This window comes from Janthinobacterium sp. (assembly GCF_031995485.1).
Classification (GTDB): domain Bacteria; phylum Pseudomonadota; class Gammaproteobacteria; order Burkholderiales; family Burkholderiaceae_D; genus Janthinobacterium.
This window is the reverse complement of sequence record NZ_DAMAGB010000012.1, coordinates 76,299-96,223: the sequence shown is the minus strand read 5'-3', so window position 1 is coordinate 96,223 and position 19,925 is coordinate 76,299. Positions and strand designations below refer to the sequence as shown.

The window sequence follows — 19,925 nt, the reverse complement described above, 5'->3', positions numbered from 1 at the left end:
TCCCCGACCTGGACTCGAACCAGGGACCTGCGGATTAACAGTCCGTCGCTCTACCAACTGAGCTATCAGGGAAAAGAGGCAATATTATATGTCGCTTATTTCGTATTTGCAAGACTTCTCAATACGACTTCTACAACCTTCTATTGCCTTCGGTGCCGCTCTTGCAAGCAGCACCGAAGAAGCAAGATCTTAAAGCACTTTGGCAATCGCGTCAATCACGATGTCGATATTGCGCGAATTCAATGCTGCCACGCAGATGCGACCGGTATCGACGGCGTAGATCGACTGCTCGCGCAGCGATGCCACCTGCTCTTTGGTGAGACCGGAATAGGAGAACATGCCGATCTGCTGGCGCACGAATTCAAAATCGTGGCCTGGTGCTTTTTCCTTCAGTTTTTCAACGAAGGCATTGCGCATTTCGCGGATGCGCACGCGCATGCCGGCCAGCTCTTCTTCCCACAGCTGGCGCAGTTCCGGGGTCGACAGCACGGTGGCGACGACCTTGCCGCCGTGCACTGGCGGGTTCGAGTAGTTGGTACGCACCACGCGCTTCAGTTGCGACAGCAGACGCGACGCTTCTTCGGCGCTGGAGGCCACCACGCTCAGGGCGCCGACGCGCTCGCCGTACAGCGAGAACGACTTCGAGAACGAGTTCGACACCAGCAGCGGGCCGCCGGCATCGGCGAAGCGCTGCACCACGGCGCCGTCTTCGGCGATGCCGTTGGCGAAGCCCTGGTAGGCCATGTCGAGGAACGGCACCAGGCCGCGCGAGGTGACGACGGAAATAATCTGGTCCCACTGGTCAACCGTCAGGTCGGCGCCAGTCGGGTTGTGGCAGCAGGCGTGCAGCAGCACGATGGAGCCGGCCGGCATGTTGTTCAGGCTGGCCAGCATGCCTTCAAAATCGACGCCATGGGTGGCGGCGTCATAATAGGTGTAGTTGTTGACTACGAAACCGGCGCTCTCGAACAGCGCGCGGTGATTTTCCCAGCTCGGGTCACTGATATAGACCTGGGCACCGGGTGCGAAACGCTGCAGGAAGTCTGCGCCGATCTTCAGTGCGCCGGTGCCGCCGATGGCTTGCACGGTAATCGCGCGGCGCTCTTGAATCACGGCACTGTCGGCCCCAAATACCAGTTCTTGTACCGCTTTATCGTAAGCCGCGAGGCCTTCGATCGGCAGGTAGGTGCGTGGTGCGGCCTGTTCGATCAGGATCGCTTCAGCTTTGCGTACGCAAGCTAACAGAGGCACTTTGCCGTTGTCGTCATAATAAACGCCGACGCCGAGATTGATTTTAGCGGGATTCTGGTCCGCGTTAAATGCTTCGGTGATACCCAGGATCGGGTCACGTGGGGCCATCTCGATGGCGCTAAACAGACTGGCAGAAACAGTTGGGTTCGTCATGATAAGATTGGATTCGATTGGAAGCAGGTTCACAGCGGAGTTGTCGACAGCGCCCGGATACTGTTGAAACTTGCTTCGGGGCTGCCAGCAGAGGTCTATTCTAACAAAGGTCTGATTCACATGCCCGATTTATCCAACGTCAACGACACCGAACCGACAGTCGTTACCTTCCCCGATTCCCCGTTCAAGCTGCACCAGCCTTTTCTGCCGGCCGGCGACCAGCCGACCGCGATCGCGCAACTGGCCGAAGGCATCGGCGACGGCCTGGCCTTCCAGACCCTGCTGGGCGTGACGGGTTCGGGCAAGACCTATACCATGGCCAACGTGATCGCGCGCATGGGCCGTCCGGCGATTATCTTTGCGCCGAACAAGACGCTGGCCGCGCAGCTGTACAGCGAGTTCCGCGACTTCTTCCCGCAGAACGCCGTCGAGTATTTCGTCAGCTACTACGATTACTATCAGCCGGAAGCATACGTGCCGCAGCGCGACCTGTTCATCGAGAAAGATTCCTCGATCAACGAGCATATCGAGCAGATGCGCCTGTCGTGCACCAAGTCGCTGATGGAACGGCGCGATGTGGTGATCGTCGCCACCGTCTCGGCCATCTACGGTATCGGTAATCCGAACGAATACCACCAGATGATTCTGACCTTGCGCGTCAAGGATAAAGTGAGCCAGCGCGACGTGATCGCGCGCCTGATCCAGATGCAATATACGCGCAACGAAGTCGACTTCGGCCGCGGCACCTTCCGCGTGCGCGGCGACACCATCGACATCTTCCCGGCCGAGCACGCCGAGCTGGCGGTACGCCTGGAAATGTTCGACGACGAGATCGAATCGATCCAGCTGTTCGACCCGCTGACGGGCCGCGTGCGGCAGAAGATTCCGCGCTTTACCGTATATCCGGGTTCGCATTACGTGACGCCGCGCTCGACCGTGCTGCGCGCCGTCGAAACCATCAAGGAAGAGCTGCGCGACCGCCTCGAATTTTTCCGCAAGGAAAACAAGCTGATCGAGGAGCAGCGCCTGGAACAGCGCACGCGTTTTGACCTGGAAATGATGGCCGAGATCGGCTTTACCAAGGGCATCGAAAACTATTCGCGCCACCTGTCCGGCGCCCTGCCCGGCCAGCCGCCGCCGACCCTGGTCGACTACCTGCCGCCCGACGCCATCATGTTCCTCGACGAGTCGCACGTGCTGACGGGCCAGCTGAGCGCCATGTACAACGGCGACCGTTCACGCAAGACCAACCTGGTCGACTATGGCTTCCGCCTGCCGTCGGCGCTCGACAACCGGCCCTTGAAATTCGAGGAATTCGAGCAGAAGATGCGCCAGACGATCTTTGTGTCGGCCACGCCGGCCGAGTACGAAAAACAGCACTCCGACCAGGTGGTCGAGCAGGTGGTGCGCCCGACCGGCCTGGTCGACCCGCAGATCATCGTGCGCCCGGCCAGCAGCCAGGTCGACGATCTGATGTCGGAAATCGTCGAGCGCATCAAGAAGGACGAGCGGGTGCTGGTCACCACATTGACCAAGCGCATGTCCGAGCAGTTGACCGAATACCTGGGCGACCATGGCATCAAGGTGCGCTACCTGCACAGCGATATCGAAACCGTCGAGCGCGTGGAGATTCTGCGCGACCTGCGGCTGGGCACGTTCGACGTGCTGGTCGGCATCAACTTGCTGCGCGAGGGCCTGGACTTGCCGGAAGTGTCGCTGGTGGCCATTCTTGACGCCGACAAAGAGGGCTTTTTGCGCTCCGAACGCAGCCTGATCCAGACCATCGGGCGCGCCGCGCGCAACCTGAACGGCACCGCGATCCTGTACGGCGACCGCATCACTGATTCCATGCGCCGCGCCATCGACGAAACGGAGCGGCGCCGCGCCAAGCAGATCGCCTTCAATACCGCCAACAACATCGTGCCGATCGGCGTCAAGAAATCGATCCGCGAAATGATCGACGGCGTTTACAGCCCGCAGGAAGCGCGCGAAAACCTGCAGGTGGCGCAGGAAACGGCCAAGTTCGAATCGATGAGCGAGAAACAGGTCAGCAAGGAAATCAAGCGCCTGGAAAAACTCATGGTCGACCACGCCAAGAACCTGGAGTTCGAAAAAGCGGCGCAGGTGCGCGACCAGCTGCATATCCTCAAGCAGCAGCTGTTCGGTGCGCCGGGGACCGACAATGTGACGTCGATTCTGGGCAAATAGCTGCGATCGGATGTGCAGGTCGGATCAGGTCCGAAGGACCGTCATCCGACAACATCGATGGCGCCAACAATGTTGTCGGATTACGGCGCTTTGCGCCTGATCCGGCCCACCTGTCCCATCGCGGCATGGCGCAGGTCGGATTAGCGGCGCAGCCGCGTAATCCGACGCCAGCAGCCTTCACTGCGCGGTGTGTTCCAGCCGCTTGTACTGCAACAGCGAATACAGCACCGCCAGCGGCGCCCAGGCCAGCGCCAGTGCCAGCAGCAGCCAGCCCGGCGCGCCCAGCGCCAGCACGGCCAGTCCCAGCAAGCCGCTGGCCACCATCAGCCGCGCCGCCAGCCGGTGCGTGGCATACCAGACGCGTTCGCTGGCCAGCGTCCACGGCGTGCGGATGCCCAGGTAAAAATTGCGCCGCACCTTGCCCATCGGATTGCCGGCCAATACCAGCATCACGAACAGGCCGGCCCGCACCGCCTTGTCGATCGGCACCGCGACGCCGCTGGCGCTGGCCAGCACCAGCCCATGGACATACGCGAGCAGGCATTGCACGACGACAAAGCTGTAATAAAACGTCGGCGCGAACGGCTGCACCTCGTAGCGGCGCGGCGACAGCGTGGGCAGCAGCAAGGCCAGCAACATCATGAAGGCCATCAGGCCCGGCCCCAGCAGCCACAGCACCGCGCGCGGCGCGTAGCCGTCCACCTCTCCACGATAATTCCAGTGTACCGCCACCACGTCAGGCAACTGCGGCCAGACGTAAATGGTGGCGGCGCTGGCGGCCGCGATCAGCAACAGGCTTGGAACGATAAGACGTGCTTTCATCATGTGTTCTCCTTGTGGTCGTGATGGGTCAGGTCCAGCATCCAGGCCAGCACATCCTGCAGCACGGTGGTATTCAAGCCATACCAGATGGTCTGGCCGTCGCGCCGGCGCGTGATCAGGTCGGCGTCCGCCAGCACGGCGAAATGGTGCGACATGGTGGGCTTGCTCATGTCGAAATGGCCGGCCAGGTCGCCGGCCGTCATTTCGCCAGCCCGCAGCAGCCGCAGAATTTCGCGCCGCGCCGGATCGGCGATCGCCTTGAAGGCGCTGTTGGTGGCATTCATATTGAGACAATCATCTAATTAGACATTTATCTAAATATAATCACTACTGCCACGCCGGTCAAGCCTTATCGGGACTGCGGCAACGAATAATCGAGATCGTAGAAATGCTGCCCCGCCTCGATGCGGATGGCCATCGTGCCGCGGATGCCCTCCAGCTGACCCGTGCCGGAATCGGGCACGATCACGATGGACAGTTCCTGCTTGCCATCGGCCATGGTGCCGGCGTGCCGCACCACGAAACTGCCTTGCCGGCCCTGCAGCACGCCCGTAATCGCCTCGATGGCGACATAGGCCGCCGCACCGTTGGTGTCGGTGACGGCGCTGAGCATCTCGCCGCTGGCGGTGGCCGCCAGCTCGCCCGTGTAGACCTTTTCCAGCAGCATCCTGCCCAGCGCCGTGCGGCCGAAGCGCTGCGGCGTGGCGGCCGGCGTCATGGTGACGCTGAAACTTCCCGAAACATGGCTATGCATGCGATGATCTCCTTCCATGTGCGGCGCCGCGAACGCGGGCGCCACCGATTGACAATATGCAGCGAACAACAAGCCCAGCATTGGGCGAACTGCGCGGTACGGTTTCATGACTCCCCTTCCATCCGGACGAAAACAGCAGCGTAACGCCGCCCGAAAGAACCATCTTGGATAAAGCCGACAGCACCACCAATTTGCTGACCGAGGTCAAACACACGCCCAAGGGCATCGTCGATCCGCGCGCCACGGCACGCCGCATACGGCTGGCAACCTACCCGCCTGACGCCGCGCTGGCGCCCTTCGTTGACTATTTCTGGGTGGTGCAATGGAACCTGCAGGACCGCGCGCCGGAAACCCAGCGCGTGCTGCCATATCCGAATGCGCACCTGGTGTTCGAGGCGGGCCGCACCGCCATCCATGGCGTGGTGCGCGGCGCGTACGACCGGCCGCTGGCAGGCGCCGGCAAGGTGCTGGGTGTGCGGTTTGCACCGGGCGGCCTGCGCCCTTTCATCAGCCAGCCGCTGTCGTCGTTTACCGACAGCACGATCGACGCCGATACGCTGCTGGGCATGCCGGCCGCCGAGGCGGAAGCACTGGTACTGCAGCGGAGTGACGACCGCGCGATGGTGGCGCAGGCGCAGGCGATGCTGCTGGCGGTGCTGCCGCAGAGCGATGACAACGCCCTGCTGGCGGCCCGGCTCACCGCTGCGGTGGCCGCGCCACACGGCCCGGCCAGCGTGGCGCAGTGGTGTGAACAGATGGCAATCGGCGAACGCCGCCTGCAGCGCCTGTTCGCCGATTACGTGGGCGTGCCGCCGAAATGGGTGATCCAGCGTTATCGCCTGCAGGAGGCGATCTGGCGCCTGGCCCAGCCCGACGCGCCCGACCTGGCCAGCCTGGCGCAGGAACTGGGCTTTTTTGACCAGGCCCATTTCAGCGGGCAATTCACGGCACTGGTGGGCAGCACGCCGCTCGGCTACCGCCGCGCCCAGCTGCCCGGGGCTGGCTAACGCTGCAGCCAGGCGGCAAGCCAGCCCAGGCCCTCCTCGGTACGCCCGCGCGGCCGGTATTCGCAGCCGATCCAGCCGTCATAGCCCAGTTCGTCGAGCAGGGTGTACAGGTACGGGTAATTGACTTCGCCATCGTCCGGCTCATTGCGCGCCGGCACGCTGGCGATCTGCACGTGGCCGATGCCGTTAAAGTTCTTCTTGAGCGTGGTGGCGAGGTCGCCCTCGACGATCTGCGCGTGATAACAATCCATCTGCACCTTGACGTTGGCCTCGCCCGACTCCACGCGCAGCGCATGGGCCTGCGCCTGCGTGACGAGGAAATACCCCGGCATGTCGCGCCCGTTGATCGGTTCGATCAGCAGTTCGATGCCATGCTCGCCCACCGCCCTGGCCGCGTATGCCAGGTTGGCCAGGTAGGTGGCGCGGTGCAGCGCCAGGTCGGCGCCGGCAGGCACCAGCCCGGCCATCATATGCACGCGCGGGGTGCCCAGCGCCAGCGCATACTCGATGGCTTGCGCCACACCGGCGCGAAATTCGTCCTCGCGGCCCGGTAGCGACGCGATGCCGCGCTCGCCAGCTGCCCAGTCACCCGGTGGCAGGTTGAACAGCACGTTCTGCAATCCGCTCTCGCGCAGCCAGCCGGCCACGTCCTGCGGCGCATGCTCGTACGGGAACAGGAATTCGACGCCGCTGAAGCCGGCCTTCGCCGCCGCGGCAAAACGCTGCGGGAAAGGCACTTCATTGAACATCATCGTCAGGTTGGCGGCAAAGCGGGGCATGCGGGTCTCCTTGAACAGGGCAGAATCTTCATCATGCCAATATAACGCTCTCCCCCTCTTTTGGGGGGCGGAAAAACAATGGCCTCCTGATAATCTTTCCAAACATAGAATTTCCACAGGGAAATAAATGGAACTGCCAGTCCATGCACTGCATGGCATTTCGCGGCACTTCCTTTTCATAATGTTGGTACAGGGAGAAGATTCCATGAGTTTAACTATCCACAACAGGCTGCGACTGCCAGCGTCGTTCGCGCTGGGGCTGGGTTTGAGCACGGCGCTGCTGCTGAGCGCCTGCGGCGGTGGCGGCACCGACAAAACTGCGCCGGCCGCGCTGGCTGCCATGACGGTGAACGCAGCGGCGGCCGGCGGCGATGCTGCAGTACTGCAACTGCCGCTGGAAGTGCTGGGCAGCGGCTCGCCGCGCGCACCGGTGATCGTCGAGGCGGGCCTGGGCATCGCTTCCGGCAAACTGGGCGAGGTGGCGCAGCTGTGGTTCCAGTGCCATCGCTGCGGCTTTTATGGCGCGCCCGAATTCGAGGCCGCCAGCGACTTGCCGGCCAAGATCAAGGCCAGCGTGCGCATCCTCGGCGGCGTGGCGGACGCCGACGCGGCCAATGTGCCATGGGTCGACATTACCGACGCCAACGTCACGCTGGCCGACGACGAACGCCTGCACGGCGGCATCAATGGCGGCCTGTACACCACCCGCGTGACGCTGGCGCTCGACGCGGCCACGCGCGCGCGCCTGGTCGCGCTGCCGGGCCGCAACCAGGTGCAGTTCCGCTTCAACGGCACCGATGGCGAATCGAACGGCTACCGCGTGCTCAACGTGCAGCTGCAGGATGGCGGCGCGAATGACGTCGGCAGCAATACCATCGAACGCTTCGACCCGGCCAGCGAGCGCAGCGCGGCCGTGATCGCCGCCATCAAGCCTGCCGACGTGGCGGCCGGCAAGGCGCTGTGGTACGGCCACGGCGTGCTGTCCAAATCGTCCATCGTGGCGCGCAAGCTGCAGGCGGCCTGTACTTCCTGCCATGCGGAAAACGGGCGCGACCTGCAGTACTTCAATTATTCCGATCACGCCATCGTGCAGCGCAGCCGCTTCCATGGCTTGAGCGAGACCCAGGGCAAGCAGCTGGTGGCCTTCCTGCGCTCGACCCTGAACGACGTGCCGTATGTCGCCAGAGCGCGGCCATGGAATCCGCCCTACCAGCCCGGTCCCGGCCTCGACTGCCATGCGGCCGATTGCGCCACCGCATGGGCGGCCGGCGCCGGACTGGAAGCCGTGCTGAGCTCCCCTGCCGATGCCTTGAAAGCGCTGTTCGGCAAGGATGTCACCCAGCCGCTGTCGATCTCGCAGGCCGAGGTGGACGCCGTGATGAATCCGGACGCCACCCTGAATGCGCGCGAGATTCCGGTTGCCCTGCAGTTCCCCGACTGGAACGCCTGGCTGCCTACCATCCATCCGCTCGACGTGTGGCCGACCAGGGCCGACGGCTCCGGCTTTGCCAACGGCGTGGCGTTTCCGGGCCAGGGCATGAAAAACCCGAACGGCAAATACCTGGAACTGATCAGCTGGCTGAAAGCGCATAAAAATCCGAACGGCAACATGGCCGACTGGAGCCATCTGACGCCGGACCAGCGCGCGCAGATCATGGACATGTTCTATATCTCGGGCTGGGAAGGCTATAACTACCTGGGCGGCGGACGCGGCAACCATATCGCCAGCAACGGCCAGTTCGGTGCGCAGGTGGGCGCCGCCAACCTCAAGCAGCTGGCGGCCGCCAGCACCACGCAGGCCGACCCTGCCAACGCCTTCGGCACCAATGCCTTTATCGAGCGCGCGGTAGCCAGCATGCTGCACTGGACCAGCGTCAAGCAGTGGGAAATGGCGCAGGATTTCTCGCTCGAAGGCAACCAGCAATGGTTTATCGGCGAAAAGGACAAGACCACCGGCGCCTGGAAAGGCCGCGGCGAGGCGCATGGCTGGCCGTTCAATACCGTCAGCCTGTTCTTCCTGGCGCCGCACATGGTGTACCAGGAAGACAAGGACGCCAGCGGCAGGATCACGCGCGAGTGGGTCACCGCATGGGAGACCGGCAATATCGTCGGCTCCTACTACCGCAGCAACCAGTGGTACCAGCTGCAGATGACGGTCAATCCGGGCGGCCAGAGCGGCTGGGTCAATTATCCCATGGACTGGCCGTATCTGACCGCGTTCGACGACTATATCGCCCAGCTGGTTGGCGACGCCACGCCGGCCGCGCGCTCGGCGCAAAGCGCGCATGTGGTGCGGCTGCTGCAGGCGCGCATCAAGTCTGCCCAGTACGTCAACAACGACATCGTGCTGTACGACCCGAGCCAGTCCGACCTGGTGAAAAATGACGGCCGGTACGGCCGCGGCCAGGTACTCAAGCACCTCGACATCGTCAACTACCTGGACAAATCGGTGCCGGAAGGCGTGGCGCGCAACCGTTTCCACTTTCTCGACGAGATGGGCGATGACATGTACCTCAAGGTCATCAACGGCGGCATCGCGATGTTCAATACGCTCTATACCAGGCAGCCCGTCAGCAACTGGCGCCGCTGCGACCCGTCCAACACCATGCTGGGCGACGCGGAAAATGTCTCGGGCTTCCGCTACTGCCTCGACAGCAGCAAGCAGCCGCTGGGCGTGCGCGCCGACGGCACGCGCTACATGAACTGGAACCAGTACACCCAGATCACCACCGAGCAGGAACAGCAGTATGGCCAGTGGAAAGCGGCGCAACTGGGCGCCGAAGGGGCGCGCCTGAAAACGTGGCGCGACTGGACCGACAAGGTCTGGCAGTAAGTGCTTTCGCCAGCCTGGCCCGTGGCAGTTTTATGGCCAGGCTGGCCGGCGCATCCGGAACAGGCTGTCCGCCCTGACTTCGAAATAATCGGCCGGGCCGCCGCCGCGCAGTATCGGCGCGGCGGCGGCCGTGTCGTACACGCCATCGACCAGCAGGTGGCGCGCGATATGCACGCCCACCACTTCCCCCAGCACCAGCCAGCTGCCGACGCCATCGCCGTTCAGGCCCTGCAGCTCGATGATCTGCGTGCGCCGGCATTCGAACGACACCGGGCTCTCCGCCACGCGCGGCACCTGGACAATGCGCGAGGCAAGCGGCGTCAAGCCAGCCAGCGTGAATTCATCGACCTCGGGCGGCGCGGCCGCGCAGCTGGCGTTCATCGCTACGGCCAGCGGCCGCGTGGCCAGGTTCCACACGAATTCGCCGTTCTCCTCGATATTGCGCAAGGTATCCTTGCGGCCGATGCTGGCAAAGCCGATCAGCGGCGGCGTGTAATTGAAGGCATTGAAAAAGCTGTAGGGCGCCAGGTTCAGCACGCCGGCATTGCTGCGCGTGGCGATCCAGCCGATCGGCCGTGGCCCGACGATCGCGTTGAACGGGTCGTGCGGCAGGGCGTGGCCGTGGGCGGGTTCATAAAAATGGCTATTCTCGGGCATGCAATTTCCTGTGGTGGTTGGCGGGGCCGGACTGGCAGCTTAACAAAATCATTGCACGGGCGCATATTGCGATACCTTCAGGCGCGCCATCTGCATTGCGCACGAAAGCGGTTTACAGAACTATTGCAAATTTGCATACTGGTGCCTCCTCCATCCAGCGCCCTTTGGAACAGATGAGCTTCTATCCCGCGCAGCACAGCTTTGCCATCGGCCGGCGCCATCGAGGCTGGCCGGTTGCCGCCATTGCCGTTTTGCACCTGGCGGCGTTCTGGGCGGCCACGCGGCCGGTCCACCGCAGCATCGAGCCTGACCAGCGCACATGGGTACAGCTGCTACAGCGGCAACAGCCACCAAAGCTGGTGACGCCGCCAGTCACGCTCATCCCTGCGCCTGTCCATGCGCCAGCCCCTGCGGCAAGAGCCCGGCATGCCTCGCCGCCGAGCGCGGCGCCCGTCATCACGCCGGACCAGCCGGCCGAGATCAGCCAGCCGGCCGAGCCGGCGCCCACGCCATCGCCCGCCGCCCCTACCCTGGCACAGCAGGCGCTGCAATCGGTTGGCGCCATCGACCGCCAGCTGCGCGCCGAGCATCCGCAGGAATTCGTCAAGCCTGCCGATACGCCGCAGACCCGGCTGGCAAAAGGGTTTGCCGAAGCGCATGCGGCCGTCAAGCCGAAATGGCACGAGGCATCACGGATCGAACTATGGAGCGCGCCGAATGATCCCAAGCGCATCTACCGCGTCATCACGGCCACCGGCGAATACTGCATCTACATGCCGGACAAGGGCAGCATGACGCTGAACCTCAGCGCCAGGTCCGGTTATGCGGGCTTTGGCGGCGGCACCGCCGCGCCCTGCCCGATCCGCTTCTAGGGCAGGGACAGCTCAGCCCAACACCGGCCTGAAAAAACTGCGTTCATAGCTGATGATGCAGCGCGTCTCTTCGGCATAGCGAAACGCCGCCTGGCATTCTGCATCCTGCAGCGAGTCGATACGGTATTGCTCGTACAGCGCCAGGCTGGGAAACGAGAACATCGCCAGCGCCACATTGCTGGCGCCTTCCGAGGGCAGGAAGTAACCGTGGTGGTGGCCGCCGAAGCGCTCGACCAGCGGTATCCACAGCTTGCCGTAGTGTTCGAATTCCTGCAATTTATATGGATCGATGATGTAGCGCAGGTAGCAGGTGATCATATGGGTTCCCTATTCAAATTCAATTCCAGCAGCACGCCCTTTTCCCACGAGCCGATGGCGGCCAGCGGCGTGCCGGGCAGAAAAGCCAGCGCACAGGGATAGGTGAAGGGCAGTTCCTGCTGCAGTGTCAAAGCCGGCCAGCCGTAAAACTCCAGCTTGCCCTTGCCGATGCGTCCGACCGTATGGCCGTCGGGCGACCAGCACAGCGTATTGCCGGTGCCGCCGCCCTGCCCCACCACGGTGGAGGCAAGCTGCCAGCCATCTGTCAGTGAAAATACCGACAGCCGTTCGGCACCATCGGCGCGGTGCAATACTGCCAGGTATTGTCCGTCGGCCGAGGCCGCGATCGAGCTGAGGTCAGCCAGCGACAGCACGGTGCGTCCGGCGCCGGCCAGCAGGGGCCAATCCCACATGGTGACGTAATCGGGCGGCTGCACCTGGCCTTCTTCCACGGATTTGACGCCATGCAGCACCAGCAAACGCTGGCCACCATCGATGGCGATCACATCATGCAGCATCTCGCCGGCATGCTCCTGCACGAAGATGACCTCGCCGGTGGCGGCCTCGCGCACCTGCAGGCGGCCGTCCCAGCCGCCGTCGGCGATATAGTGTCCGCACGGCGACCAGGCCGGGGCGCTCCCTTCGCCGTCCTTTTTGTTTCGAAAGTTAAGCACCACGTCGCCCGAGGCCGCATCGACCACCGCCATCAGCCCGGTCGTGCTTTTCACGGCCAGTTGGCTGCCATCGGGCGAGAACGCCATTGCCGAGCAATGGGGGATGGGCTTGCCGCGCCACAGTTTCTGGCGCGCCGCCACGTCCCACAGGATCAGGTCGTGACCGAGCACCGCCAGGCGCGTGCCATCGGGCGAAAACCGCACACTGTAGGCGCAGCCCAGGTTCAACGGTTTCAACGGTAATGCTTTCATGGACGGTCCAGGCGATACACGACGCTGTCGAGGTCATAGTGTTTTTCCATGCCCGTGTAGCGCATGCCCAGCCGCGTCATCACCTTGATCGAGGCGGCGTTATCGGGATGGGCGACGGCGACCACGAACGGCGCCTCGACGACCTCGAACGCATGCGCGACGATGGCATTGGCCGCTTCGCTGGCATAACCTTTGCCCCATCCCGCGCGCGCCAGGCGCCAGCCGATTTCGTGCGGCTGTGTTCTGTCGCCGCCCAGATGCTGCAAACAGGCCATGCCGACCAGCACCTGGTCGTCCTTGCGCATCAGGGCCCACCACGAATAGCCCCACTCGGCCCAGCGTGCCATGATGCGGGCGACGGCGGCGCGTGTGTGCTCTTCCGTCTCGGGCTGGCCGGCGTTGAGGTAAGTCATCACTTCGCTATCGGAGTTCATGGCGTGCATGGCCTCGTAATGCTGTTCCGTGACGGGTTCCAGGCGCAGCCGCGCCGTGTGCAGTATGGTCATGCGCAATTCCTTGAGGCGAAAAAAAAGACGATACACGATCGTCTTTTTTCAGGCTACACGAAAAGGGAATTACTTGCCCGTTTCGCCTTTCTTGATCCATGCCGCCAGCTGGTGCGGGCGCAGGCCGTCGTAGTCTTCGAACGGCTGATGAATCCATGGGTTGTGCGGCAATTCTTCCAGGAAGTAGTCGGGACGCACGACGGAGCAGCCTTTCAGCCAGATCACGGCCGACTTGACTTCGGTCACGCCCGGGAAATTGTCTTTCAGGTGGCGCGTGACTTTGTCGAGCGTGACGCCCGAGTCGGCCAGGTCGTCGACCAGCAGGATGCGGCCGGCCAGCGGGCCCTTGGTCATGGTCATGTATTTGGCGATATCGAGGTCGCCCTGGGTGGTGCCCTTGTCTTCGCGGTACGAGCTGGTCGACAGGATCGCCAGCGGCAGGTCGAAAATGCGCGAGAAGACGTCGCCGGGGCGCACGCCGCCGCGCGCCAGGCACAGCACCTGGTCAAACTTCCAGCCCGACTCGTGGACCTTGAGCGCCAGGCGCTCGATCAGGCGGTGGTATTCTTCCCAGTTCACCCACAGGTGCTGGTCATTGCTTTGTGGCGTAGTCATGATGTGTGTATCTTTTTATTCGTTGCTTGAAAAAATCCGCCTTGCGGCGGATTGGGTGCTACGCGTTTATTCGAACGGGTGGCGCAGGACGATGGTTTCTTCGCGATCCGGACCGGTCGAGACCATGTCGACCGGCACGCCGACCAGCTCTTCGATGCGCTTGATGTAAGCGCGCGCTGTTGCCGGCAGGGCCGCCAGCGATTTCGCGCCGACCGTGCTTTCGGTCCAGCCCGGCATCTCTTCGTACACCGGCACGCAGCGCGCTGCTTCTTCGGCGCCCGACGGGAAGATATCGACGGCCACGCCGTCGATGGTGTAGCCGGTGCACAGCTTCAGCGTTTCGATGCCGTCCAGCACATCCAGCTTGGTCAGGCACATGCCCGACACGCCGTTGATCTGCACCGAGCGGCGCAGCAAGGCGGCGTCGAACCAGCCGCAGCGGCGGGCGCGGCCCGTCACGGTGCCGAATTCATGGCCGACTTGCGCCAGGTGATGGCCCACGCCGGCATCGGTCGGCAGTTCCGACGGGAACGGGCCGGAGCCGACGCGCGTCGTGTAGGCCTTGGTGATGCCCAGGATGTAGTGCAGCATGCCGGGACCGACGCCCGAACCGGCGGCGGCATTGCCGGCCACGCAGTTCGACGAGGTAACGAACGGATAGGTGCCGTGGTCGACGTCGAGCAGCGAACCCTGCGCGCCTTCGAACAGCAGGTTGGCGCCAGCCTTGTGCGCTGCGTACAGCGCGCTCGACACGTCGGTGACCATCGGACGCAGGCGCGGCACGTAGGCCAGCGCGTCGTCGAGGGTCTTCTGGTAATCGACCTTCGGTGCCTTCAGGTAGTTTTCCAGCACGAAGTTGTGGTAATCGAGGTTCTCGGCCAGTTTCTCGGCGAAGCGCTTCTCGTTGAGCAGGTCGGCGATACGGATCGCGCGGCGGGCTACCTTGTCTTCGTAGGCAGGGCCGATGCCCTTGCCGGTGGTGCCGATCTTCGCTTCGCCACGCTTGGCTTCACGCGCCAGGTCGATCGCGGCGTGGTAAGGCAGGATCACGGGCGCCGCGTCCGACACTTTCAGGCGCGAAGCGACTTCGACGCCGACCGCTTCGAGCTTGTCGATTTCGCGCAGCACGTCCGGCACCGACACCACCACACCGTTGCCGATGTAGCAGGCCACGCCTGGACGCATGATGCCCGAAGGGATCAGCTGCAGCGCGGTCTTGACGCCGCCGATGACCAGCGTGTGGCCTGCATTGTGGCCGCCCTGGAAGCGCACCACACCCTGGGCGTGATCGGTCAACCAGTCGACGATCTTGCCTTTACCTTCATCGCCCCATTGGGTGCCGATGACAACGACGTTCTTTGCCATAATTTTCTTTGACATCACTTAACCTAAGTTTTTAAGAATCCAGCTACTACCATTATCGGCAAGTACCAGCACGCGATCGCACTCGAACTCGTCTTGTTCATTACTGTGACCCGGCAAACTCTGGATCACGACCTCGCCCGCCTTGCGCAACTCGGCGATTTTTTCCTTCAATTCTGGCGCGCTGCCCCACGGAGCGCGGATCGAGTGTTTACGCTCCGCGGTCGGCAACAGGCGCGCCAGTTCGCGCAAATCGAGCGAGAAGCCGGTCGCGGGACGAGCCCGGCCGAACGCTTCGCCGACGTGGTCATAACGGCCGCCGCGCGCAACCGCGTTCGGCAAGCCAGGTACATACAGCGCAAACATCGCGCCGCTTTCATATTGGTAGCCTCGCAAGTCGGCCAGGTCGATCGCCACTTCGGCGCGACCGATGGCCGAGCCTGCCAACGCGGCCAGTTCGGCCAGCGCCTTCTGCACGCCCGGCAAGGGCGGCAGCACCTCGCGCGCACGCGACAGCACATCGATGTCGCCGTACAGGTTCGGCAGGGCCAGCAGGGCATCGCGCGTGACCGGGTCATACGACGCGGTCAGCGCGCGCAAGCCTGGCGCATCCTTGGCGCGCAGCAGGCTGTACAGGGCAGCTTCGTCGCGGCTCGCACCCGCGTCCTGCGCAATAATAGCGCGCAACAGGCCGACGTGCGACAGATCAAGGCGCACCGAGTCAAAGCCGGCCAGTGCCAGCGAAGCGAGCGCCAGTTCCTGGATCTCGGCGTCCGCTTCCAGGCCGGCGTGGCCGTAGATTTCGGCGCCGATCTGCAGCGGCTCGCGGGTGGCGTGCAGGCCCGACGGACGGGTATGCAGCACGCTGCCGGCATAGCACAGGCGGGTGACGGTGGCGCGGTTGAGCAGGTGGGCGTCGATGCGGGCCACTTGCGTGGTCATGTCGGCGCGCAGGCCGAGCATGCGGCCCGACAGCTGGTCCACCAGCTTGAAGGTGCGCAGATCGGTATCCTTGCCGGCGCCGGTCATCAGCGACTCCAGATATTCGAGCAGCGGCGGCATCACCAGTTCATATCCGTACAGACGGAAATTATCCAGCATGAGGCGGCGCAGCTCTTCGATCTTGCGCGCTTCCGACGGCAACACATCGGCAATATTTTCGGGCAAAAGCCAATTCGGCATGAGGGAGCGAGATACGGAAGAAAGTTGAAAAATGCATCAGGCGAGGCAGCGGCAGGCGCGCCAGGCAAGAGGCCGAACCTGATATTTTACGCGAAAATATGTGGCTTTAGGGATAAGTTCTTGCCCTGGCAGCCGCTGGCGGCGAAAAAAGCGCCGTTTGCGCCTGTCTGCTGCGTCAAAAACGGCACAAAAAAACGGGGCCGGCATCGCTGCCGGCCCCGCCTGAAGGACTACCCTGGATTACTTCTTCGGTGCTGCCGCAGCACCGGCCGAGCCGCCGTTCTTGAAGTACTTGAAGAACTCCGAGTTCGAATCGACCACCATCACGTCGCCCTTGTCCTTGAACGTGGCGCGGTAGGCTTCGAGACTGCGGTAGAACTTGTAGAACTCCGGATTGCGGCCAAATGCTTCGGCGTAGATCTGCGAGGCCTTGGCGTCGCCCTCGCCGCGCAGCTTTTCGGCTTCGCGGTAGGCTTCGGCAAGGATCACGGTGCGCTGCTTGTCGGCATCGGCGCGGATCTTCTCGGAGTCGGCCGAACCGGTCGAACGCAGCTCGTTGGCCACGCGCACGCGCTCGGACTTCATCCGTTCGTACACCGAGTTGTTGATCTGCTCGACATAGTCGACGCGCTTCAGGCGCACGTCGACAATACCCACGCCGATGGCCACGGCCTCGGCCGCCACCTTGGCCTTGATCGCCTCCATCACCTTGCCGCGCTGGCCAGAGATCACTTCGCGCACAGTGCGCTTGGTGATTTCGTCGTTCAGTGCAGCCTTGACGATTTGCGACATGCGGTCGCGGGCGCGGCTTTCATCACCGCCGAAGCTGCGGAAATACGTCTTCGGATTGGTGATGCGCCATTTCACATAAGCGTCGACCAGGATGTTTTTCTTCTCGGCCGTGATGAAGCGTTCCGGCTCCGGCGTATCGAGCGTCAGGATGCGTTTGTCCAGATACATCACATTCTGGAACGGTGGCGGCAGCTTGAAATACAAGCCCGGCTCGCTGATTTCATCCTTGACTTCACCGAGGGCGAAGACCACTGCATACTTGCGCGCGTCGACCACGAACACGGTCGAGGACAGCAGCATGATCGCGATAAAGCCCGCGATCAGGGCGGCTACGATACGGTTCATCAGCGGCTCTCCCGTTCACGCGAAGAGCGGCGCGTATTGACTTCTACTGTCGGCATGGCGTCCTGTGGCAAGGCAGTGGTAGTGGCAGGCGTGGCGGCACGGGCAGCAGCAGCGCTGGCGTCCGCGGCGGCCGTCTGGGCGATCAGCTTGTCGAGCGGCAGGTACAACAGGTTGCTGCCGCTTTTCGCGTCCACCATCACCTTGCTGGCGCTGGTGAACACTTGCTGCATCGTTTCCAAGTACATGCGGTCGCGCGTGACGGCAGGCGCTTTCTGGTATTCCACCAGCACCTGCTTGAAGCGCGATGCATTACCGGCGGCGTTTTCGGTGACCATCGAGCTGTATGCTTCGGCTTCTTCCATCAGGCGGAAGGCGGCGCCGCGCGCTTTCGGAATCACGTCGTTGGCGTAAGCCTGGCCTTCATTCTTCTGGCGTTCGCGGTCCTGGCCTGCTTTCACGGCATCGTCGAACGCCGCTTGCACCTGCTCGGGCGGCTGCACCGCCTGCATCGTCACGTTGTTGATCAACACACCAGCCTTGTAATCGTCCAGTATCTGCTGCATCAATTTCTGCGTGTCGAACGCCACTTTCTCGCGCCCTTCATACAGCACGAAGTCCATCTTGCTGCGCCCCACCACTTCGCGGATCGCCGTTTCGGCGACCTGGCGCAGGGTGTCTTCCTGGTCGCGCAAGCTGAACAGCCATTGAACAGGATCATTGAGCGTGTATTGCACGGCAAACTGGATGTCGATGATGTTTTCATCGTCCGTCAGCATCAGCGACTCGTCGGCCTGTTTGGTGCGCAGCGACTGGCGGTAACCCACTTCCACCGTGCGCACCTGCGACACATTGACAGTTTCATCGGTCTGGAACGGATACGGCCAGCGCCAGTTGAGACCGGCTGGCGCCGTGCGCGTGTATTGGCCGAACGTCAGCACTACGCCGCTCTGCCCCTCCTGCACGATGAACGCGCCGCTGGCGAGCCAGATCAGCACGGCGATCACGCCGACCACGCCGGCGGTGATGCCGGCACCCTTCATGTCCGGACGCGGGCCGCCGGCACCGTTGCCGCCGTTGCCGCCGTTGTCCGGACGGTTTTTCTGGCCGAAAAAGGCGTTCAGGCGCTGGTTGAAATCGCGCCACAGCTGATCGAGGTCGGGAGGACCTTCGCCGGGCTTTTTGCCTTCTTGGGCTTTCTTGCCGTCATCCTTCTGATTGCCCCAGCGGGGATCGTTCAGGGACAACTTCAAGCCTGTTTTTTTGAGTAGGGAGACAAGCATAACTATCGTGTTCCGACTTTGGAGTGGGTGGAAATACCATCGTCCTGGCCAGCTTCTTGTGGCAGGTCCAGGGCGGCGCCATCGTGCAAGTCCTGCTGGTCGTCCTGCTCGGCGACCAGCTGGCTGTCCTGTGCTTCATCGTTCTGATAGAGGTGCGCCGAGCGCGGTGCATTTTTCGCCATTTCGACGATCGCTTCGCGCAGCAGGTCGAGCCCGCTGCCTTTCTGCGCACTGACGAACACGCGGCTGATCGTGCCGTCCTCGCCACGCTCGACCGACGGCTCCAGTCCGGCCGCGTCGATCTTGTTCCACACGAGTATCTGCGGAATATGATCGGCGCCGATCTCCTGCAACACCAGGTTGACCTGTTCGATCTGCTCCATGCGCACCGGCGACGAGGCGTCGACGACATGCAGCAGCAGATCGGCGTGGATGGTTTCTTCCAGCGTGGCGCGAAAAGCGGCCACCAGCTGGTGCGGCAGTTCGCGCACGAAACCGACCGTGTCCGAGATCACCACATTGCCCACTTCCTGGCCAAGATATACCCGGCGCGAGGTGGTGTCCAGCGTGGCGAACAGTTGGTCGGCGACATACACGCCGGCCTTGGTCACGGCGTTGAACAGGGTCGACTTGCCGGCATTGGTATAGCCGACCAGCGACACGGAAAACGTGTGATTGCGGCCACGCGCGCGGCGCTGGGTTTCGCGCTGCTTGTGCAGTTTTTCCAGACGTGCGCGCAGCGCCTTGACGCGGTCGCCGATCAGCCGGCGGTCGGTCTCGAGCTGCGTCTCGCCGGGACCGCGCAGGCCAATACCGCCCTTTTGCCGTTCCAGGTGAGTCCAGCCGCGGATCAGGCGCGTGGCCAGATGCTGCAGCTGCGCCAGCTCGACCTGCAGCTTGCCCTCGTGGCTTTGCGCGCGCTGCGCAAAGATGTCGAGGATCAGGCTGGTGCGGTCGAGCACGCGCACATTCAGGCGCTTTTCCAGATTGCGCTGCTGTGCGGGCGACAGGGCATGGTTGAAGATGACGATTTCCAGGCCATCGTTGACGACGGCGTCGCCTATCTCGTCCGCCTTGCCGCTGCCGACAAAGTAGGCGGAATCGGGACTGGAACGCTTGGCCGTGATGGTGGAAATCGGGTCCGCGCCGGCGGATCGCGACAACAGCATCAACTCCTCCATGCTGGCGGCGAAGTCGCTGTGACCGAAGTCAACTCCGACTAGTGCCGCGCGCATGATGGTGTCGGGCAGGTTGGCGCGGGCG

The 19,925-nt window shown here is 63.1% G+C and carries 19 protein-coding genes and 1 tRNA gene; 4 read left to right on the top strand and 16 right to left on the bottom strand.

The window, feature by feature from the left end:
• Together RTQ46_RS10290 and RTQ46_RS10285 are read right to left on the bottom strand one after the other, a co-directional pair.
• Positions 1–72 (bottom strand) — tRNA-Asn (locus RTQ46_RS10290).
• A 117-nt stretch (positions 73–189) separates the two neighbouring features.
• Positions 190–1,404 carry an amino acid aminotransferase gene (locus RTQ46_RS10285; RefSeq protein ID WP_312436339.1) on the bottom strand — a complete coding sequence of 405 codons (1,215 nt, stop codon included), beginning with the start codon at positions 1,402–1,404 and terminating at the stop codon, positions 190–192.
• 120 nt (positions 1,405–1,524) lie between these two features.
• On the opposite strand from RTQ46_RS10285, the gene uvrB reads away from it, so the two are divergent.
• A complete protein-coding gene (uvrB, locus tag RTQ46_RS10280) occupies positions 1,525–3,612 on the top strand; it encodes an excinuclease ABC subunit UvrB (protein WP_312436338.1) in 2,088 nt (695 codons plus the stop codon).
• 177 nt (positions 3,613–3,789) lie between these two features.
• On the opposite strand, the gene RTQ46_RS10275 is transcribed toward uvrB, so the two are convergent.
• The 3 genes from RTQ46_RS10275 to RTQ46_RS10265 all read right to left on the bottom strand — a co-directional run bounded on the left by RTQ46_RS10275 (position 3,790) and on the right by RTQ46_RS10265 (position 5,188).
• Complete coding sequence (locus tag RTQ46_RS10275) at positions 3,790–4,437, bottom strand: SdpI family protein (protein ID WP_312436336.1); 648 nt, start codon at positions 4,435–4,437, stop codon at positions 3,790–3,792.
• Positions 4,434–4,718 carry an autorepressor SdpR family transcription factor gene (locus tag RTQ46_RS10270; RefSeq protein ID WP_312436334.1) on the bottom strand — a complete coding sequence of 95 codons (285 nt, stop codon included), beginning with the start codon at positions 4,716–4,718 and terminating at the stop codon, positions 4,434–4,436. The genes RTQ46_RS10275 and RTQ46_RS10270 overlap by 4 nt, the downstream gene beginning before the upstream one ends.
• 65 nt (positions 4,719–4,783) lie before the next feature.
• Entirely contained in the window at positions 4,784–5,188 is a 405-nt protein-coding gene (locus RTQ46_RS10265; protein WP_312436333.1) for a DUF3224 domain-containing protein, read from the bottom strand.
• 164 nt (positions 5,189–5,352) lie between these two features.
• Here RTQ46_RS10265 and RTQ46_RS10260 point away from each other — a divergent pair, with 164 nt between their 5' ends.
• Positions 5,353–6,195: a helix-turn-helix domain-containing protein gene (locus RTQ46_RS10260; RefSeq protein ID WP_312436331.1), complete on the top strand. Its 843-nt coding sequence runs from the start codon at positions 5,353–5,355 to the stop codon at positions 6,193–6,195.
• Here the strand turns inward: RTQ46_RS10260 and otnI are convergent.
• Positions 6,192–6,974 carry a 2-oxo-tetronate isomerase gene (gene otnI, locus RTQ46_RS10255; protein ID WP_312436330.1) on the bottom strand — a complete coding sequence of 261 codons (783 nt, stop codon included), beginning with the start codon at positions 6,972–6,974 and terminating at the stop codon, positions 6,192–6,194. The two genes, RTQ46_RS10260 and otnI, sit on opposite strands and share 4 nt — an antisense overlap.
• A gap of 205 nt (positions 6,975–7,179) precedes the next feature.
• On the opposite strand from otnI, the gene RTQ46_RS10250 reads away from it, so the two are divergent.
• Entirely contained in the window at positions 7,180–9,807 is a 2,628-nt protein-coding gene (locus RTQ46_RS10250; protein ID WP_312436329.1) for a hypothetical protein, read from the top strand.
• A gap of 30 nt (positions 9,808–9,837) precedes the next feature.
• Here RTQ46_RS10250 and RTQ46_RS10245 read toward each other — a convergent pair whose 3' ends face one another.
• Positions 9,838–10,464, bottom strand: a complete 627-nt coding sequence (locus tag RTQ46_RS10245) for a flavin reductase family protein (protein ID WP_312436327.1) — start codon at positions 10,462–10,464, stop codon at positions 9,838–9,840.
• Positions 10,465–10,637: 173 nt separating this feature from the next.
• Here RTQ46_RS10245 and RTQ46_RS10240 point away from each other — a divergent pair, with 173 nt between their 5' ends.
• A complete protein-coding gene (locus tag RTQ46_RS10240) occupies positions 10,638–11,336 on the top strand; it encodes a hypothetical protein (RefSeq protein ID WP_312436326.1) in 699 nt (232 codons plus the stop codon).
• A gap of 12 nt (positions 11,337–11,348) precedes the next feature.
• On the opposite strand, the gene RTQ46_RS10235 is transcribed toward RTQ46_RS10240, so the two are convergent.
• The 9 genes from RTQ46_RS10235 to hflX all read right to left on the bottom strand — a co-directional run bounded on the left by RTQ46_RS10235 (position 11,349) and on the right by hflX (position 19,897).
• Positions 11,349–11,654 carry an NIPSNAP family protein gene (locus RTQ46_RS10235; RefSeq protein ID WP_312436324.1) on the bottom strand — a complete coding sequence of 102 codons (306 nt, stop codon included), beginning with the start codon at positions 11,652–11,654 and terminating at the stop codon, positions 11,349–11,351.
• On the bottom strand, positions 11,651–12,580 hold the full coding sequence (locus RTQ46_RS10230) for a WD40 repeat domain-containing protein (RefSeq protein WP_312436323.1): 930 nt from the start codon (positions 12,578–12,580) through the stop codon (positions 11,651–11,653). The genes RTQ46_RS10235 and RTQ46_RS10230 overlap by 4 nt, the downstream gene beginning before the upstream one ends.
• Positions 12,577–13,086 (bottom strand): GNAT family N-acetyltransferase, encoded by a 510-nt coding sequence (locus RTQ46_RS10225; RefSeq protein WP_312436321.1) that lies wholly within the window; start codon positions 13,084–13,086, stop codon positions 12,577–12,579. Before RTQ46_RS10225 ends, RTQ46_RS10230 begins: the two co-directional genes overlap by 4 nt.
• Before the next feature lie 69 nt (positions 13,087–13,155).
• A complete protein-coding gene (locus RTQ46_RS10220; protein WP_308925303.1) occupies positions 13,156–13,701 on the bottom strand; it encodes a phosphoribosyltransferase family protein in 546 nt (181 codons plus the stop codon).
• A gap of 66 nt (positions 13,702–13,767) precedes the next feature.
• Positions 13,768–15,081, bottom strand: coding sequence for an adenylosuccinate synthase (locus RTQ46_RS10215; RefSeq protein WP_312436318.1), 1,314 nt, complete (start codon positions 15,079–15,081; stop codon positions 13,768–13,770).
• A 3-nt stretch (positions 15,082–15,084) separates the two neighbouring features.
• Complete coding sequence (locus RTQ46_RS10210; RefSeq protein WP_312436317.1) at positions 15,085–16,245, bottom strand: ATP phosphoribosyltransferase regulatory subunit; 1,161 nt, start codon at positions 16,243–16,245, stop codon at positions 15,085–15,087.
• A gap of 240 nt (positions 16,246–16,485) precedes the next feature.
• On the bottom strand, positions 16,486–17,382 hold the full coding sequence (gene hflC, locus RTQ46_RS10205) for a protease modulator HflC (protein ID WP_312436316.1): 897 nt from the start codon (positions 17,380–17,382) through the stop codon (positions 16,486–16,488).
• Positions 17,382–18,662 carry an FtsH protease activity modulator HflK gene (gene hflK, locus RTQ46_RS10200; protein ID WP_312436315.1) on the bottom strand — a complete coding sequence of 427 codons (1,281 nt, stop codon included), beginning with the start codon at positions 18,660–18,662 and terminating at the stop codon, positions 17,382–17,384. Before hflK ends, hflC begins: the two co-directional genes overlap by 1 nt.
• A gap of 2 nt (positions 18,663–18,664) precedes the next feature.
• Entirely contained in the window at positions 18,665–19,897 is a 1,233-nt protein-coding gene (gene hflX / locus RTQ46_RS10195) for a GTPase HflX (protein ID WP_312436314.1), read from the bottom strand.
• Positions 19,898–19,925: the final 28 nt, after the last annotated feature.

Bases quoted from the DNA above. Each gene is read 5' to 3' on its own strand.
- RTQ46_RS10285 (WP_312436339.1), bottom strand. From the start codon at position 1,404: ATGACGAACCCAACTGTTTCTGCCAGTCTGTTTAGCGCCATCGAGATG.
- uvrB (WP_312436338.1), top strand. From the start codon at position 1,525: ATGCCCGATTTATCCAACGTCAACGACACCGAACCGACAGTCGTTACC.
- RTQ46_RS10275 (WP_312436336.1), bottom strand. From the start codon at position 4,437: ATGATGAAAGCACGTCTTATCGTTCCAAGCCTGTTGCTGATCGCGGCC.
- RTQ46_RS10270 (WP_312436334.1), bottom strand. From the start codon at position 4,718: ATGAATGCCACCAACAGCGCCTTCAAGGCGATCGCCGATCCGGCGCGG.
- RTQ46_RS10265 (WP_312436333.1), bottom strand. From the start codon at position 5,188: ATGCATAGCCATGTTTCGGGAAGTTTCAGCGTCACCATGACGCCGGCC.
- otnI (WP_312436330.1), bottom strand. From the start codon at position 6,974: ATGCCCCGCTTTGCCGCCAACCTGACGATGATGTTCAATGAAGTGCCT.
- RTQ46_RS10250 (WP_312436329.1), top strand. From the start codon at position 7,180: ATGAGTTTAACTATCCACAACAGGCTGCGACTGCCAGCGTCGTTCGCG.
- RTQ46_RS10245 (WP_312436327.1), bottom strand. From the start codon at position 10,464: ATGCCCGAGAATAGCCATTTTTATGAACCCGCCCACGGCCACGCCCTG.
- RTQ46_RS10240 (WP_312436326.1), top strand. From the start codon at position 10,638: ATGAGCTTCTATCCCGCGCAGCACAGCTTTGCCATCGGCCGGCGCCAT.
- RTQ46_RS10235 (WP_312436324.1), bottom strand. From the start codon at position 11,654: ATGATCACCTGCTACCTGCGCTACATCATCGATCCATATAAATTGCAG.
- RTQ46_RS10230 (WP_312436323.1), bottom strand. From the start codon at position 12,580: ATGAAAGCATTACCGTTGAAACCGTTGAACCTGGGCTGCGCCTACAGT.
- RTQ46_RS10225 (WP_312436321.1), bottom strand. From the start codon at position 13,086: ATGACCATACTGCACACGGCGCGGCTGCGCCTGGAACCCGTCACGGAA.
- RTQ46_RS10220 (WP_308925303.1), bottom strand. From the start codon at position 13,701: ATGACTACGCCACAAAGCAATGACCAGCACCTGTGGGTGAACTGGGAA.
- RTQ46_RS10215 (WP_312436318.1), bottom strand. From the start codon at position 15,081: ATGTCAAAGAAAATTATGGCAAAGAACGTCGTTGTCATCGGCACCCAA.
- RTQ46_RS10210 (WP_312436317.1), bottom strand. From the start codon at position 16,245: ATGCCGAATTGGCTTTTGCCCGAAAATATTGCCGATGTGTTGCCGTCG.
- hflC (WP_312436316.1), bottom strand. From the start codon at position 17,382: ATGAACCGTATCGTAGCCGCCCTGATCGCGGGCTTTATCGCGATCATG.
- hflK (WP_312436315.1), bottom strand. From the start codon at position 18,662: ATGCTTGTCTCCCTACTCAAAAAAACAGGCTTGAAGTTGTCCCTGAAC.
- hflX (WP_312436314.1), bottom strand. From the start codon at position 19,897: ATGCGCGCGGCACTAGTCGGAGTTGACTTCGGTCACAGCGACTTCGCC.